The sequence below is a fragment of the Verrucomicrobium sp. BvORR106 genome, from assembly GCF_000739655.1.
Taxonomy (GTDB): Bacteria; Verrucomicrobiota; Verrucomicrobiia; order Verrucomicrobiales; family Verrucomicrobiaceae; genus Verrucomicrobium.
This window is the reverse complement of sequence record NZ_BATR01000082.1, coordinates 1-16,292: the sequence shown is the minus strand read 5'-3', so window position 1 is coordinate 16,292 and position 16,292 is coordinate 1. Positions and strand designations below refer to the sequence as shown.

13 protein-coding genes are annotated in these 16,292 nt (G+C 62.7%); 6 read left to right on the top strand and 7 right to left on the bottom strand.

Features of this window, described 5'->3' with window-relative positions:
* Positions 1–485 precede the first annotated feature (485 nt).
* From BV106_RS12520 to BV106_RS12510, 3 genes are all read right to left on the bottom strand, one after another.
* Complete coding sequence (locus tag BV106_RS12520) at positions 486–2,828, bottom strand: ATP-binding protein (protein ID WP_081891695.1); 2,343 nt, start codon at positions 2,826–2,828, stop codon at positions 486–488.
* A gap of 88 nt (positions 2,829–2,916) precedes the next feature.
* A complete protein-coding gene (locus BV106_RS12515; protein WP_265595625.1) occupies positions 2,917–6,189 on the bottom strand; it encodes a PAS domain S-box protein in 3,273 nt (1,090 codons plus the stop codon).
* A 140-nt stretch (positions 6,190–6,329) separates the two neighbouring features.
* Positions 6,330–6,770: a 23S rRNA (pseudouridine(1915)-N(3))-methyltransferase RlmH gene (locus tag BV106_RS12510; protein ID WP_038165065.1), complete on the bottom strand. Its 441-nt coding sequence runs from the start codon at positions 6,768–6,770 to the stop codon at positions 6,330–6,332.
* Positions 6,771–6,896: 126 nt separating this feature from the next.
* On the opposite strand from BV106_RS12510, the gene BV106_RS35485 reads away from it, so the two are divergent.
* The 3 genes from BV106_RS35485 to BV106_RS12495 all read left to right on the top strand — a co-directional run bounded on the left by BV106_RS35485 (position 6,897) and on the right by BV106_RS12495 (position 9,810).
* Complete coding sequence (locus BV106_RS35485; protein WP_265595624.1) at positions 6,897–7,943, top strand: hypothetical protein; 1,047 nt, start codon at positions 6,897–6,899, stop codon at positions 7,941–7,943.
* 223 nt (positions 7,944–8,166) lie between these two features.
* Positions 8,167–9,150, top strand: coding sequence for an NAD(P)-dependent alcohol dehydrogenase (locus tag BV106_RS12500; RefSeq protein WP_038165062.1), 984 nt, complete (start codon positions 8,167–8,169; stop codon positions 9,148–9,150).
* Between the two features lie 192 nt (positions 9,151–9,342).
* On the top strand, positions 9,343–9,810 hold the full coding sequence (locus tag BV106_RS12495) for a VOC family protein (RefSeq protein ID WP_038165078.1): 468 nt from the start codon (positions 9,343–9,345) through the stop codon (positions 9,808–9,810).
* 657 nt (positions 9,811–10,467) lie between these two features.
* Here the strand turns inward: BV106_RS12495 and BV106_RS12485 are convergent.
* The 3 genes from BV106_RS12485 to BV106_RS12475 form a co-directional block, all read right to left on the bottom strand.
* On the bottom strand, positions 10,468–11,025 hold the full coding sequence (locus tag BV106_RS12485; RefSeq protein WP_051945705.1) for a GNAT family N-acetyltransferase: 558 nt from the start codon (positions 11,023–11,025) through the stop codon (positions 10,468–10,470).
* 204 nt (positions 11,026–11,229) lie between these two features.
* Positions 11,230–11,487, bottom strand: coding sequence for a 30S ribosomal protein S21 (rpsU, locus tag BV106_RS12480; protein ID WP_038165056.1), 258 nt, complete (start codon positions 11,485–11,487; stop codon positions 11,230–11,232).
* A 273-nt stretch (positions 11,488–11,760) separates the two neighbouring features.
* Positions 11,761–12,372 carry a histidine phosphatase family protein gene (locus BV106_RS12475; RefSeq protein WP_051945703.1) on the bottom strand — a complete coding sequence of 204 codons (612 nt, stop codon included), beginning with the start codon at positions 12,370–12,372 and terminating at the stop codon, positions 11,761–11,763.
* Between the two features lie 232 nt (positions 12,373–12,604).
* Here BV106_RS12475 and BV106_RS12470 point away from each other — a divergent pair, with 232 nt between their 5' ends.
* Together BV106_RS12470 and BV106_RS39270 are read left to right on the top strand one after the other, a co-directional pair.
* Positions 12,605–13,624, top strand: coding sequence for a hypothetical protein (locus tag BV106_RS12470; protein WP_038165051.1), 1,020 nt, complete (start codon positions 12,605–12,607; stop codon positions 13,622–13,624).
* 169 nt (positions 13,625–13,793) lie between these two features.
* Complete coding sequence (locus BV106_RS39270; RefSeq protein ID WP_038165048.1) at positions 13,794–14,189, top strand: four helix bundle protein; 396 nt, start codon at positions 13,794–13,796, stop codon at positions 14,187–14,189.
* Between the two features lie 24 nt (positions 14,190–14,213).
* On the opposite strand, the gene BV106_RS35480 is transcribed toward BV106_RS39270, so the two are convergent.
* A complete protein-coding gene (locus tag BV106_RS35480) occupies positions 14,214–15,410 on the bottom strand; it encodes an FIST N-terminal domain-containing protein (protein ID WP_051945701.1) in 1,197 nt (398 codons plus the stop codon).
* 145 nt (positions 15,411–15,555) lie between these two features.
* On the opposite strand from BV106_RS35480, the gene BV106_RS12455 reads away from it, so the two are divergent.
* A complete protein-coding gene (locus BV106_RS12455; protein WP_038165045.1) occupies positions 15,556–16,173 on the top strand; it encodes a DUF2239 family protein in 618 nt (205 codons plus the stop codon).
* Positions 16,174–16,292 lie beyond the last annotated feature (119 nt).

The window sequence follows — 16,292 nt, the reverse complement described above, 5'->3', positions numbered from 1 at the left end:
CGTTAGTTTTAGATGTTGAGGGCTGTAGGCCCGGGGTCATTCAGGGAAGCTCGTTATGGGCAGGCTTGATGAGGCCGGGCCTTCAGCCCTCAAGGGTTAATGGGTCATCGATTCCTTGGGCATTGCCCAAGGCTGGTATCACGCCGGACCTTCGGCCCTCATGAGCCTGCACAATCAGCCGACCGTGAAATGGATGCGCCGCAGCGTCTCTCATTCGCGCTCGGGGCATATTCTTTTCCCTGATGGCATTGGACTAAAGTCGGTACTCCAACACTGAGGTCCATCGCGAGAGAGCGACGCGCTGGGTGGTGGTGTCCTGACCGCATAAATGCGGAACTCCAACCCTGCTGGCGGAACGGAGAGGGTGTGAATTCCGCTTTCAGCGGTGAAGCTGGTAACCTGCACCTCGTTGGTGACGTTCAGAGAACTCCGAAGCCCCACTGAATTACTGAATTACTGAATCACCGAATTACTGATTTACCGACCTACCGTCCCATCCCGCCGTGACGGGTGGAGAGCACGGACTTTACGATCCGGAGCAGGTCCAGGGGCTCATAGGGCTTGGGCAGCACGGCGGCGAAGCCGGCGGAGGCGGGCTGGGCCATGACGGGATCATCTGAATAGCCGCTGCTGACGATGGCGAGCACGCCGGGGTCCAGCGCACGAAGTTTCTCCATGGTGCGGAGGCCACCCATGCCGTTGGGGATGCTGAGATCCAACACCACGAGGTCAAAGGGCTTGCCGTCTGAGAGGGCCTGCTGATAGAGGCGCACGGTCTCGTTGCCATCGAGCGTTTCCTCAACTTGATACCCTTCACGCTCGAGGCCGCGCAGGATCAGCGTGCGGACCAGGTGATCATCCTCCAGCAGTAGGATGCGCGGTGTGGCGGGCGGGCCGGGCAGGAAGCAGGCGGTGAGGTCGACAGCCTCATTCTCCTCGGCCTCGACTTCAGAATCCACCGGCAGGAAGAAGCGCACCATCGTGCCGGTGTTCACATGGGAGCTCACGGAGATCGCGCCCCCGTGGGCTTTGGCTATCGATTCACAAACGGTCAATCCCAGACCCGTGGCATTCTCATCCGTACGGGTGGTGAAGTACGGCTCAAAGATCCGTCCCAGATTCTTGGCGGGGATGCCTTCGCCATTGTCGTGGATCTCCAGCGTCACGCCAGCCAGCGAACCGGGCTCATCGGAAAGGGTTTCCTTGGGGAACATGCGGGCTGCATCCGCCGCCTCACAGCGCACGCGGATGTCGCCCCCCGTGGCGCGCACGGCCTGCTCAGAGTTCCGCACCAGGTTCGAGAGCAAACGGCGGAACTGATTGGGATCCAGGGCCACCTCAGGCATGTCCTCCTGCACTTCCACGAAGTAGTTCACCCGGTCCACCCGCTGGTGATTGTAGAAGAAGGCGCGCACCAGATCCGCCAGGGAGACCATGCGCTTGATGGGCGCTCCACCGCGGGCAAAGGTGAGGAGCTGCTGCACCAGGCTCTGGGCCTGGAAGGTGGCCTGCTTCGCCGTGGCCAGCTCCATGAGCTTCTCACCAGAGCCGCCAAAACGCATCTCCGCCAGGGAGAGGTTGCCCAACAGCACCGTGAGCAGGTTGTTGAAATCATGCGCAAACCCGCGAGCCAGGAGGCCGAGGGACTCGAGCCGGTCCATGCGGTGGTTGCGCTCCAGTTCCAGCTTGCGGGAGGTGATGTCCTTGAGCAGCAGGAGCGACCCGCTGCCGAAGGGATAGGTTCGAGCCTCAAACCAAGTCTGGGTCTCCTCCAGGAAGATCTCCCGCGTGGCGGTGACTCGCTGGTGCAGGGACTTGTCCAGCTCCTCCTCATGGGCGGCCTTCACGCTGGGAGGCAGCACTTCCCAGAGGCTCTGGCCCACGAGCTGCGCCTTCTCCCGGCCAAAGAGGCGGGCGGCGCTGCTGTTCACATAGGTAAAGGTCCAGCGACCGTCCAGAGCAGCGAGAGGATCGGAAATGCTCTCGACAATGTCTGCCAGCGGCGCTGGCTGCTCCCCGGCCGTGACCGGACCTGCGGGCCGGTTCTTGGCTCCTCCATCGCCCACACCCGCCACCGCAGAGGTCCGGGCGCTGAGCTGGCGCAGGGTGATGACCATGCCATTGATGCTGCCGTGCTCATCCCGCACCGGGGACATGCGCTCTTCACAGAGCGTGGCTCCACCCATGCGGTGACGCAGCTCCACCCGACGCATGAGGGGGGATGGCACCTCCCCACCTGTCTTCACGGTGGCCTGGTAAACTTCATCCAGGGCGCAGCCCCAGGCATCGGCTTCTTCCCAGCCGGTGAGGCGCACGGCCTCGTCATTCAAGAACCGGATGCGCCCGGTGAAATCGGTGCCGATCACGGCTTCGTTCAAGCTCTCAAACGCCTGCACCACGAGGTGCTCACGCCGCTCGTTGAGCAGGGCGCGCTGTTGCCGCGCCACCGCCAGTTCCAGCGCGGTCCGCAGTTCGCCCGTGCGAAGCGGCTCCCATGCGATCTGGCAGAAGGGCAAATCCTGGGCCTCCGCGAGCAAGGCAGGATCCACCTCAGGTGCGACCACCAGCACCACCGCCAGTCTGCGGGTCAGCGCCAGTTCACAGGTCACCGTCAAGGTGCGGCTCGCCGACCCGGCGGAGAGCGAGGCCACCACGGCATCTGGACTGGATTCCTCAGCCAGCTTGGACGGTGCGGGCCCCACTTGGGTATCTGCCGACGTCACTCCCACGACTTCATGCCCGAGGGCACGAAGAGCCCCCGCCACGCCGCCACCGGACTGGGATCGTTCGTCCAGGAGAAGTACACGAATAGGGGCAGAGGGGACCATAGTTTCCAGCGATAGTTAATATCACTGTAATTTGTCCCCTGTTGCAACTTAAAACGCACCCCCCTGGGCACTTCCGTGCCGCTTGGCACTAGGAACGCGGCGCGTCGGACACGGGAAATTCCAGGTGAAAACTGGCCCCCTCTCCCGGCTGCCCCTGCACCTTGACCTCACCGCCGAGCTGACCGGCGAAGACGCGCAAGATCTTCATCCCCAGCCCATTGCCGCGATGATCGTCAAAGTCCGGAGACATGCCCACGCCATCATCCTTCACCAGGAGATGCGCCTTCAGTTCATCCCAGTGAAGCTCCACCGTCATCTGCCCGGCCCGACCGTCGCCGTAGGCGTGCTGGAAGGCATTGGAGACCATTTCATTGAGTGAGAGGGCCAGGGGCATGAGCCAGTCTTCCGGCAGAAGCTCATCCTGCACGCGCAAATCCAGCTGCACCTGCTCCACCGCCACACCGTAGCAGTCGCGGAGGTGAGAGATCAGACCTTCCGCAAAAGCCTGGAAGCCGCTCGACTCCCCACTGGCCAGTGCATAGAGGTGCTGATGCAGCGCGGCGAGCGAGCGCACCCGGTTCTGACTGGAACGCAGGGCATCCCGGGCTTCCTCGTTACGCAGGGTGCTCAACTGGAGGTTGAGCATGGAGGTGATGATCTGCAGGTGGTTCTTCACCCGTCGGTAGGACTCACCAAGAATGATGCGCTCACGCTTCAGTTCCTCTGCATTCGGCTTCGCCGGAGCGGGAGGTTCTGGTGGGGCCGCGACCCGCGCGGCGAAGGCCGAGGCAGGGATCCGGACCTTGGTAGCGCCAGCACCGTCAGCGTGAATCTCGTCACCGTGCCCATGGTCCTGGGCGGAGGCGGAAGCCAACAAGCCTACCGGCACCAGACCGCCGGGATGGCCGGGATCTGCGGTGAAGTGCCCCGCAGCGTCGGCCACGCCGGGCACGGATGCTGGAAGATCCTTGAGCAGAGAGATGGAAAGATCGCCGTCCTCCGGGTGTTTCTGAATCTTGAAGACGCCTTCCTGGCGGCCTTTGTCCCGGTGGTAGAAGGCCCAGATGTGCCCCTCCCCATCGGGGTCGCTGGGCAGGCTGGAGAGTTCGCCGTAGAAGCCGGTGGCGTCTGAGGGGCGGAAAAGGCAGTGCAGACCGCGTCCGGTGACTTCTGTCTCCTCGAACCCGAACTGCTCGACTGCTTCCGGACTCCAGTCCGAGATGCGGCCGTGCACATCCGTGGTGAGCAATACCAGCGGGCGGTACTCCACCGGTGCCGGTGGTGCTGGGGCAAACTCCGGCTGCACATCGCCTGCGGTCGCAGGGGCAGAAAGCCCACTGACGAACAGCGGGTGCGTCCAGTCCATGACGGGAGCGGGCACAGGAGGCGGCTCCACCTTGGGCTGGAAGAAATGGATGGTGAACAGAGGCTGGCCGAGAGCATCCGGCACGATGGCGAGACGCAAATCCACCTTCTGGGTATCCCCTTCACGCGGCACCACAGTGACCGTGGTCCAGGCTGAGCGCTCCCCGCGCTCCAGCAGATCCCGCAGCGTGGAAGCACGTCGGGTGACACTCTCCGCATCCAGCCAGCGATCCAGCCGCATGCGCCGGAGTTCCGCCCGGGTGTACCCCAGAAGCGTTTCCGCGGCAGGGTTGGCATCAAAGATCGCCCCCAGCCGGTCCGCCAGCAGCACGGGCAGCGGATTCTCATGCACGAGGGTGCGGAACTTCGCCTCCGTGGAGCGCAGCATTTCCTCGCTCCGCCGGGTGTCCGTCACATCCTGCAGCATGGCCAGCAGCCCGCCACCGGGCAGGGAGACCGGGCGGATCTCGATGTCTTTGACCACGCCTTCGGCACTGACCAGCGCCATGGCGAGCGTGAGTTGCTTGCGCCAGATGCCCTCGCGCCATTGCAACAGCACCTGCTCGCGGTGCGCCTCATCCCGGCAGGCCTCAGCCAGCCACTCCTCCATGGTGCGGCCATCCGCCAGAGGGCGGCCCAGCAGCAGGTGGAGGTGGGCGTTGCAGTAAAGAGGACGGGCGCGCTCGTCGAGAACGAGGAGCCCACACGGAGCCAGCTCCAGCACCGCGCGCAGGCGGGCCTCGCGCTGGCGGGAGACGCCTTCTGAATCAGTGGCCTCTTTCAAGGCCATGCGCATGCGCGCCACTTCTTCCGCGAGCCGACGCTGCACCGCCTCATCCACAGCGGCCACCACCTGGCTCTGCGGCAGGGGTGCCGCCATCGGGGGGAGGGCGGGTGCCGGGGCCAGCACGGAAGTCATCACCGTAGGCAGAGGCGTCGGCGCAGGCGGAGAGGGCGCCAGCGTCGGCACCACCGGAGCGGGACGCGGCGGCAGCTTGGTCTCGCCAAAGATCACAGAAGCCGGTGGCGGCACCACGGAAGATTGCATGCCACGGGGCTCCAGGCCGGACAGACCCGCCAGGCCCACCGCCAGCACGGCATCCCCTTCCATGCCGAGCACTCCACCCGGTGCCCGGGAAACCAGCCAGCGATCCGGTGGGGCGTCGTCATTCTGCGGCCCGCCTGGGGCATCTCCATACACATTGATCACAGCGTGCGGGTGGTCACCCTCCAGCACGGATTTGATGGTGGCCAGCACATGCTGCTGCAGCGACCCTCGCTCGATCTTCTCGCCAAAGGCCTCCCACATGGGCGTCTCTCCCGCCACCACTCCCTCTGAGAGGAGCTGGCTGGAAACGTCGCGGCTCATGCGCAGGATGCGCCCCTCGGCGTCCAGGGCCATGAGCGGCAGGCTGGCCTGCCAGAGCGCGGCCCCTGGGTCTGAGGAGTCAACACGGGCGGCCTCCTCCTGGGGAACGCGTTCGCTGCCGCCGGGATTGGCGTAAAGGTGCTCACAGCTGATCATGACCCCGCCGATGCTGGTGTCGATGTGACGCCAGGGGCGCACCTCCCAGCGGTACACCACGGGGCGGCCATCCTGGGTCATTGCGTCCCGGTCGCTGCGCACCACCTGGCCGCCCAGCGCCCGCTCATAGACGTGACGCCATCCGGCATGCAGTGCAGGAAACAACTCATACTGGCTCCTGCCCACCACGTCCACCTGGGTGAGCTTGAAGTCCTCCAGCCAGCGGCGGTTGGCCAGGAGGTAGCGCATCTGCTGGTCGAACATCGCCATCGCCACCGGCGCATTTTCAAAAAGAAGCTTCATGTGCCCCGCATGCACGGCCGGAGCCTTGCCAGCGGCGGGCGCTGCGCCAGAGGCTGCGGCGGGAGCGGATTCAGATGCGGGCACCGCAGGAGCCGCACCAGGGGCCGGAGTGGCCGCACCTCGTGATTCAGGGGCATCCGAAGTGAGCTGGGGGTGACCTTCGATCACCTGCCGAAGAATGGATGCTTGCGGATTCCCCATAAATTAACGCCACCTAAATGTTCAGCGCCGGATAGTAATTTTGCGAACCTTCTCAAGCAAGATCAAATTAGCCAGACCCTGAAAAAATTTTAAAATTCCAAGCTTCATCACTCACGGTGATACGGATCACCCCGGAGGATGGAATAGCCCCGGTAGATCTGCTCCAGCAGAAGCACCAGCGCCACCTCATGCTGCAGGGTCATGGCAGAGAGACACCAGAGCTCATTGGCAGCCGCTTTGACCTTGGGCGAGTGCCCGTCTGCGCCACCGATGAGGAAGGACACGCGCTTCCGGCCACTGAGTTCTTGTTTCTCTATCCACTTGGCGAGCTCCATGCTGGTGAGATGACGCCCTTTTTCATCGAGCACAATGCACCAGCTATCCTTGGCCGCCTCCAGCGCGCGATCTCCTACTTGCTCGGGAGCCCCCTCCTTAAGGGTGACCATGTCCACCTGTGCCATCCGGCGCAGGCGCTTGGAATACTCCTCGACACCCGCCTTGGCCCAAGGAAGCGCTGGCTTGCCCACTGATATGATTTGCCATTTCATCCACAAAAAGAACCGCTCACTGCAATTTTAAAAAAAACTTGAATTACTCTCAACTGCCGGGCTTGCAAATGAGGTGCCGGGTTTTTACAATCGGTCGCCCAGCATCGCCATCGAGTCAATCGTGTCATGAGCAGCGCCCACCGCCTCCGTACCTTGGCCCCAGTCGGGTGTGCCATCACCGCACTGTTGAGCCTTTCCTCCTGCGCGCTGCCGCCCAAGCAGGCATGGCAGAAGATCCGGCACGACGGCTTGTTCGCCTACATCTCCTATGAGATGCGGACCCCGCGCCGCCCGCTGGACGCCCCAGGGCCCGTGAAGCCCATTGGGCCGGCTTCCAAGCCGATCATCAACACCCCTTCCCAGCCGCGCCCGCTCATGGCGCAATCCCCGACCGCCCCGGTCAACCCGCAAAAGCTTGCCACGACCCGCACCGAGCAGCGCGACCTGGGCAACGTCCCCATGTCCCCGCCGGAAGGCACTCTGACGGCTCACGCCGTGCCCGGGCTACCCGGCTATGTGCGCTCCCCTTATACCAACCCACCGCGGCTCATTGATGTGAAGCGCAGCGCTGCGGGGAGCACCATGATCTGCCCGCACACGAACAAGCCCTTCATCGTCCCCGCCGGAGCCGGCATCGATGCCAAAGCCGCCCCCGAGGCCGTGCTCACGGAAAACACCCGCCCGGCCCCCGTGGTGACGCCTGAGCCTCCGACAGTCCGTCCGAAGAACAGCAACAAGCCCGGCCCCGGCAGCCCTGCAAAAACGGAGGACGCCAAGCCCACTCCGCCCCAGCTAAAGGACATTGCAGGCCCCGCCAGCGGTCCTTCCTCGAACTCCGTTTCCGCCTCGAACCAGGCGACAGGAAACAACAGTGTTCCGAATACCGGCGCGAACAAAGGACCGGCCTCCAACGCCACCGCGGGCGGGCCTGCCAGCCCGTCTGCAACCACCGGCCCCGCCCCCTCGCCGGCACCCGCCCCTGAGATTCCCTATGGCAGCCCCATCCAGGGCCGCCCCGGCTATGTCAACAGCCCCTACGCCGCCGCCCACCAGCTCGTGGATGTGACCGGCCTGCCCGTGGGCATGGAAGTGAAGTGCCCCTACACCGGCAAGCTCTTCCGCGTGCCCCCACAAGACATGGCCTCCAGCAAGCCAGCGCCTGACAACCGGTAATTCGGTAATTCGGTAATTCGGTAATTCGGTAATTCGGTAACTCAGTGACTCGGTAAGCCAGTGGGACGGAGAGTTCGTTGTGAGGGGCTTGAACCCGATGGGGGAGCCAATCATGATGACATCGCAACAGGCCGAACTGGTTCCGCGGTCACTGAGCTTGAGGTCGTGAGGCCTCAGACGGACACGGATCCTCTATGCGAATTGAACCTGAAAGCGGGAAGCAGTGAAGGTCATCACGTACCAGAGGTATGGGTCCCCTGACGTTCTCGAGATAACCGAGCAACCAAGACCGACGCCGGGAGACGACGAACTCTTGATTCGGGTCCGTGCCACGACCGTTAGCTCCGCGGACTGGAGGATGCGCAGCCTCGAAATACCTCGTGGTTTCGGCCTGCTGGGGCGTCTCGCCATCGGTATCCGAGGACCTAGGAAATCGGTTCTTGGATCCGAACTCGCAGGCGATGTAGAGGCTGTGGGGCGCGCTGTCACGTCCTTCAAAGTCGGTGATCAGGTCTTTGCCTTCACAGGCGCAGGCCTGGGTTGCCACGCTGAGTACAAGTGCTTGCCGGCGAACGGAGCTGTCGCATTGATGCCATCGAACCTGAGCTTCGAGCAGGCGGCGGCGCTCTCCTTCGGCGGAGCAACCATGTTGGACTATTTCCGGAGGGGTAAGCTCCGCAGCGGCGAACGCGTGCTCGTCAATGGCGCCTCTGGCACAGTAGGCAGTGCAGCAGTGCAACTTGCCAGGCACTTTGGCGCACACGTTACGGGGGTCTGCAGTGCTGCCAATCTTGAGCTGGTGCGATCCATCGGCGCCGACGAGGTGATCGACTACACGCAAAGCGACTTCACCCAGTCCAAGATGCCTTTTGACGTCATCGTTGACACCGTGGGCAACGCGCCTTTCGCCCGCAGCGGGCCTGCGTTATGCAGAGGCGGGCGACTGCTCCTCATCCTGGCAAGTCTTCCAGAACTCTTGAAGGCGCCCTGGCACACCTTAACGAGCGGCAAGACCGTCATCGCCGGCCCAGCCGCCGAGCGGCCCGAGTACGTTCGCCAGCTCGGGGAACTTGCCGCAGCGGGCAGGTTCACACCAGTCATCGATCGCTGCTATCCGTTCGAGAATATGGTCGATGCGCATCGGTACGTAGATCGCGGACACAAGAGAGGCAGTGTCGTCATCACTCTCGGCTCGAGCGGCGCGTGAGACCTATCCATGCGCTGTGGCGAACCCGGCTTGAGCGTCACGGTTGCAATCGTGGCATCCCGTAGGGCGGGTCACTGCCCCATTTCCCCGCAACCATGAAAATTGAAAAATGGTTGTCCTGAAGCCACTCGCTTGTTCGTCGTACCATTGAACGACACGAAAACCATCAACCTACTTACAACGAACAATCCTATGGCAAATTCTATCCGCACCTGCCTCTGGTTCCGCGACGGGCGAGGCCTTGAGGCCGCTGAATACTACTGCTCTCTGATCCCAGGAAGCCAGATCGAGACGAACTTTCATGCCGACGCCGGACATGGTGCCTTCTCGGTGATCGACTTCTCTCTGGGCGGTGTGCCTTACCAAATACTCGACGCCGGGCCGATGTTCACGCTGACTGAGGCGGTGTCGATTTCAGTTGCGACGGACGATCAGGCCGAGACGGATCGGCTTTGGGCGGCACTGACCTCGAATGGCGGCGAGGAAAGCCACTGCGGATGGCTCAAGGATCGCTACGGAGTGTCGTGGCAGGTTTACCCAAAGCGGCTGACGGAGTTGACGACGAGTGCCGACAAGGATGTGGCTACCAAGGCGATGGCAGCCATGATGAAGCAAATGAAAATCGACATCGCCGTGATCGAAGCAGCGGTTCGCGGCTAGAAGAAGCCCACGGCCCACTCATGCGCTCCAGCGAACCTGGCCATCAAGCTCTGGTTGCCATCGTGGCATCCGGAGGGCCGGGTCGCTGAGCCGGAGTCGTGAGGGGTACCACCCCAAGACATGGCCTCCAGCAAGCCAACGCCTGGAAACCGGTGAATTCGGTAATTCAGTGACCCGGTAAACCAGTGGACCGGAGAGTTCGTTGTGAGACGCTTGAACCCGATGGGTGCGCTTGCGCCCTGACCGCCTTTTGGGCCAATGCCATCAGGGAAAAGGTAACCAGGCCGATGATTTCCCTTTTGGGATGGAGCTGAGGGCTGAAAGCCCGGCGTGATGGCAGCCTTGGGCAACGCCCAAGGTTGGCGTTGGTTTTAGATATTGAGGGCTGAAGGCCCGGGGTCATTCAGGGATGCTCGTCGTGGGCAGGCTTGATGAGGCCGGGCCTTCAGCCCTCAAGGGTTGATGGGGACATTTATTCCTTGGGCGTTGCCCAAGGCTGCTATCAAGCCGGACCTTCGGCCCTCATGAGCCTGCACAATCAGCCGACCGTGAAATGGATGCGCCGCAGCTTCTCTCATTCGCGCTCGGGGCATATTCCTTTTCCCTGATGGCATTGGCCTTTAGGCGGTCAGGATTGACCAGGACGCACTCCTCCCCCTAAACCTTCCTCCCCAACACCATGTCACAGCGCGCGGCTGGGGCATGACCAGGCAGGACATCGCGGGGCTCAAAACCGTAGCGCCGATACAACGCCACGGCCTCGGCCAGGACGGAGGCGGTCTCGAGGATGATTTCCTGAAACCCGAGCACCGGCGCGTCAGCCAGGGCCTGCTCCAGCAGCCGCTTTCCCAGCCCGCGCCCACGCCAGTCGGGATGCAGGTACATCTTGCGCAGTTCCCCCACCTCAGGATGACCCGGCAGAGGCAGCAGCCCCACGGTGCCGATGACCTGCCATTCAGACCGGCCTGCAGCCCCCTTGAATCCCACTTCCAGCACCGTGAAGCGGCCGCCCTGTCGTGCGTACGCCCTTTCCAGATCCGCCAGATCGGCATCGGTCAGTTCAGGATCCGGGCTCAGCCCGTAGGATCGCAAGACACCAAACACCAGCGCCTGCACAGCGGCCTCATCGCCGCGGACGGCAGACCGAAGCCGGATCGAGGTGCCATCGTTGACAGAGAGGGACGGGGCGGATCTTTCTGAAGCTGACTCGGACATGGGGAATGGCGAAGGTGAGACTAAACGGTGCCCGGTGACCACCTTTCTCAAGGGAGGGCAGAGAGCACCTTGGTCCTGCCCCCATCCACAAAAAAAGACCTCCCTGCGCAATGCGGGGAGGTCTTGAATCAATTTTCAACCTGTCGTCTCAGGACGGCGCAGAGCCAGTCAGTGAGAGAGGACAGTTGAAAGAATCCGGATGCCTTAGGCTGCGGGAGCCGAAGCTTCCGTAGCAGCTGCGGGGGCGGCGTTACGGTCAGCAGGCTTGTGCATGGAGAAGCGGAAGCGGATCTTACCACGCTTGGCAGCGGCGCGAGCTTTGCGGCGGGTCTTTTCTTTCGGCGTCTCGAAAGCGCGGAGGCGGCGCACTTCGTCCAGAATCCCTTCAGATTCGAGCTTGGTCTTGAGGCGCTTCAGGGCGCGATCAACGGGTTCACCTTTTTTGACCTGAATTTCTGGCATGGGACTCTGACTTGGTTTGGGATTGCGGGGATTACGGATTTCTAGAAAACGAGCAGGCAACTTATTCCTGATGCAGCAAGCGTCAAACGAAAATGCAGGCGGCTTCGCCGCAGACACAAGACTTTAAGACTCAAGACTCCAGACATGAATCTATCCCCCAAAGGCCATCCCACGACGATTCCACCCCAAACTCCTTCAGGCTGAAGCATGTACTCCTTACCACTTCAGCCCCAACACCTTGACTACTGACGCACTGCCCACTGACGCACTGGCTCAAAGCCCTTCCCGCGGATCCGACACCCGGAAGTCCGGCGGCGGGTCCATCGGCCGGGGCTCGTGGCCGTCTGGGAATCGTTTCTCGATGAGCTTGGGGGTGACGTAGCCAATGAGCCGGGCTTGGTTCCACGAGGCGGCTCCCCAAGTCTCCCACGGCAGTTCGATCACGGCGGCAGCGCAGGTGGGCATTTCATCAATGGCCCGGCGGCGCAAAAGCTGGTCGGCAAAGTCGCTCATGCCGGGATTGTGCCCGAACATGACGACGTGGCTCCAAGCGTTATCGAATTCACGCACCACCTGGAGCAGGGCCCGGGGTTCGGCATGGTAAACGCGACCATCGAGCTGGATGAATTCTGCGCCGATGCCCAGTTCCGGCTGCATGAGCTCAGCGGTGGAGCGGGCTCGCAAGGCGGTGCTGCTGACCAGACGGTCCGGCTGCGGGATGATGGCGGGGATGCCGTTGGCCCCCAGATACGTCCTCGCCAGAAAGCGCGCGACCATTGGGGCGTTGCGCTCGCCACGCTCGTTCAGCGGGCGGTCATGATCTGCGAGACCGGCGAGGTCCCAGCTGGACTTGGCGTGACGGATCAGGGTGAGATACTTCATCATTCTCTGGATCAGAGGGGGCGCGAGGGTGGGGCAATCTCAGGATCTGCCCTGCAGATCCTTCTGGGTTTAAAATTCGCGCGCGATTTAAGCAATCCGCGTGCCCAGGTCAAACAAACTAGCGTGAAACCGTCCCCTTGCGGCAACATCGGTGGACGCGCCAGCCCGACGGGGCCGATCACGCAAAGCGCTGGACAGGAAGGGGGAGTGCCGTCTTAGGTAGGCCCCTTCCCCGATGCCGCAGCCGCCTCTTACGACCTCCCCCCGCATCCCTTGGTGGCTGTGGCTCAATGTCCTGAGCCTGGACGCCCCGTTGGTGGCGGTGCTGTGGCAGGCGGCGCTGGCGCGAGTGTGCCGCCTCACCCTGCCCGACGGCTGCTACTGGGCGCTGGGGCTGGCAGTGTGGATCATCTATATGGCGGACCGGGTGCTGGACAGCTTCTCCAACGAAGTCCAGCTGGCATCCACGGTGCGGCATGCCTTTTACCGGCGGCACCGGGTGTGGTTCCTGGTGGGCGTGATCCCGGCCGCAACCGCCGCTCTGGGCTGGACCGCGCTCACGGAGGTGCCTGAGGGCATCCTGTGGCGCGGGGTGGGGCTGGCGTTCATTGTGGGCATGTACCTGCTGCATTATGCGGCCCGGGGACACTCCACGATCTACTTGGTGGGAAACCTCGTTGCCAGCGCGGTGGGCAGCCTCTTCCTGTGGACCCTGCCGATCCCGCCGCTGTTCCGTTTCTTCTTCACCCTCCTGCTGGTGGGCCTGGCCGTGCTCACCGTAGTAGGGCGCTCGAACCAAGGCCTCAGGCTCCTGCCCAAGGAGGCCATCTGTGGATACCTCTTCGCCCTGGGGGTGTCCCTCAGCGTCCACTTTTACAGCCTGGACCGCCTCGCTGGCCCGCTCTCCATGGAGACCCTCATGCTGGGTCTGCTGTGCATGCTGAACTGTGTGGCCATCGCCTCCTACGAAAAGGAATCTGACCGGCTCGGTGACAAGAATGCCATCACCCACACCTGGCCGGTGATGGTGCAACTCTACCCTGCCCTGCTCGTGGGCTTCTTCGTTGCCCTCGGTCTGATCGTCTCACGGGACGCCCCGCAGGGCATGCAGCCGTACATCGTAGCCGTCCTCACCAGCCTCGTCCTTCTGGGAGTGGTGCACCATCTCGCCAAGAAGTTCTCTCCTGAACTCAGTCATGTCCTGGCCGACGTTGCCGTGGCGTTGCCGATGGTTGTTTTGGTTCTTGGTTCGTAGTGCTTGGTGCTTGGTGCTTGGTGCTTGGTGCTTCGTGCTTCGTGCTTCGTGTTTGGTGCTTCGTGTTTGGTGTTTGGTGTTTGGTGCTTGGTGCTTGGTGCTTGGTGGGCGCGGTCAGAACATAGGTAACACGCTTGATGGAGCGAATTTGGGTGTATGGTGGTGACGTATGGCCATCAGAAGGTTTGAGGATCTTGACGCGTGGAAACTGGCGAGAGAGCTGGCGCGGAGCGTCTACGCCATCAGTAGATCAGGAGCCTTTTCTCGGGACTATGAGCTTCGCGACCAGATGCGGGCTGCTGCGGGGTCAGCCATGCACAACTGCGCAGAGGGTTTTGATGGAGGCAGCAACACGGAATTCGCCCGTTTCCTGAAAATGGCCCAGCGCTCGTGTACCGAGGTGCAAAGCCAACTGTATATCGCTTTGGATCAGCGGTACGTTTCTGAAGAGCAATTCCACCAGCTATACGATCAGGCAACTCAAGTTCACCGGTGCATTGGAGGGCTGATTCGCTACCTTCGAGCCAATCCGACTCCGAAAACCACACCGCGCCCCTCGAACTAAGCACCAAGCACCAAGCACCCTCCACTAAGCCCCCTCCACCAACATCACGCCTGCGGCGGTGAAACCATGCAAATACGCCTGTTCACCCACGGTCCCGATTTCTCCGTTGCAGAAGAGGCCGGCCATGGGCACGGATCCAAAAGCATCCCGGAAGAGGCCGGCATCGTGGTGCGGCTTCCCAAAGAGCTGCTCGCCGCGGCCGCCGCAGGTGAAGAGAAGACCGGCAAAGGGTGAATGGGCGAGCTCACGCCGCTTGAGCAGCAGGAGTTCACGCAGTTCCGAGTCCGCCGCTTCGTGGTCCCGGAGTTGAAACTGCAGGGTTTGTCCGGTTCGAGGAGTAGCCCCCACGGCCAGGATGCCCAGCGTGGGGTCGCCGCCCAGGATGGAGCGGACGAGGAAATCACCGGTGTGAAAATCCTCCCGGTACTCCGTCATGGCCAGGCCCACGAGAATGTTTCCCTGGGCGTGTTCGCGATCCGTCTCTGGCAGGCTGTGGAAAGCGGCCTGGAGCTGCTCGTAGGCGCTCTTCGAGGCCAGCTGGTGGATCAGGTTCTGCTCCGCCCGGGTGATGGTGAGCGGCTCGCCGATCGGGCGGCAGCCCTGGCTGACGAGCCCGCTGAGGCGCACGTTTCCGCGGAAGCCCACGGCCACGGCGGTCACGTTCTGGATGCCGTGCTCGTTGAACACAAAAAGATCTTCCGCCCGGAAGCTGCCGCTGGCCAGCCCCCCGTAGGTGGCAGTGCGGCCCACGTGGGAGTTCCACTCGCCCATCCAGTCCTCACCGAGGCTCAGAGGGTTGCCTAAAACCACCCAGCCCGTGCAACCTTCGTCATTCCACTGCCGGGTCTTCGCCCAATCACTGCTGGAGCCCTCACCAGAGCCCAGGGCCGCGGTCATGACGTCGGCATGAGGCAGGCGGAGCAGCAGGAGGGAAAATCCCTGCTCGCCTTCCTCCTCCCGGCCGACGCCCACCAACCCGCTCGCGGACATGCCCACGACATGGGGGCAGCGGGCATGAATCTGCACCAGTTCAATCAGGTCCTTGAGCGAGCCCGCGTAGTCGCAGGTGCAAAAAATGAAGGCGAGAGTGGCGTTCCCTCCCAGTCGTTCCCGGCCGCGCTCCGCCGCGGCTTGGATGGCTTTTTCATCAAAGCCACCCAACACCAACTCTGCGAAAGCCGTGCTGCTGAGGGCTTCATCCATCGCGCTATCCATGGGCATGTTTGGGAGCTTAAGAGATGGGGGCACAAAGGCAAGTGAGGATGCACCCCGCAATGGAGGGGCTGATGGTCAGGGGCTTCTGAAGGGAACATTTTTACCCGGATAAATTATTGACACTTTATTTCACCCGGATTAAATCCAACTCATGGATCCCCGATTCCACTCCCAATCACCCGTGATCGCCTTTGCCGGTCATCAACGCATCGCCTCCGGCCCTCTCTGCGAGGTCGTCCTGGAAGCCCACTCCTGGACCTCACGGCTCGACGCTGGCCCAGTCCTGGTGTTCGATGACCTCACCAGCCAGCTCGTGGAGGTGGACTACAGAGGCAGCGCCATGGATGCCGCCAACCGTCTCCTCCCTGCCAGCTCCTCCCCAGAAGCGCCCTCCGAAGGTGCGGGGGAAGACACCACGGCTGAGAAACGTGGCCCCGGTCGCCCCAAGATGGGGGTCGTGGCCCGCGAGGTGACCCTCCTGCCCCGGCACTGGGAATGGCTCAACCAGCAATCCGGCGGTGCCTCCGTGGCCCTGCGAAAACTGGTGGAAGACGCCCGCAAGACCCACGCAGACCGCGACCGCAAACGCCAGGCCGCCGACGCGGTGCACCGCTTCCTCCACGCCCTGGCCGGTGACCTGCCTCAGTTCGAGGAAGTGACGCGAGCCTTCCACGCCAGCGACTTCCCCCGCATGACCGAACTCATGGCCACCTGGCCAGAGGGCGTGAGAGAACACGTGGAAAGACTGGTGGGGAGGGTGGGGGCTTAGTGCTTAGTGCTTAGTGCTTGGTGCTTGGTGCTTGGTGCTTGGTGCTTGGTGCTTGGTGCTTGGTGCTTGGTGCTTGGTGCTTGGTGCTTGGTGCTTGGTGCTTGGTGCTTGGTGCTTGG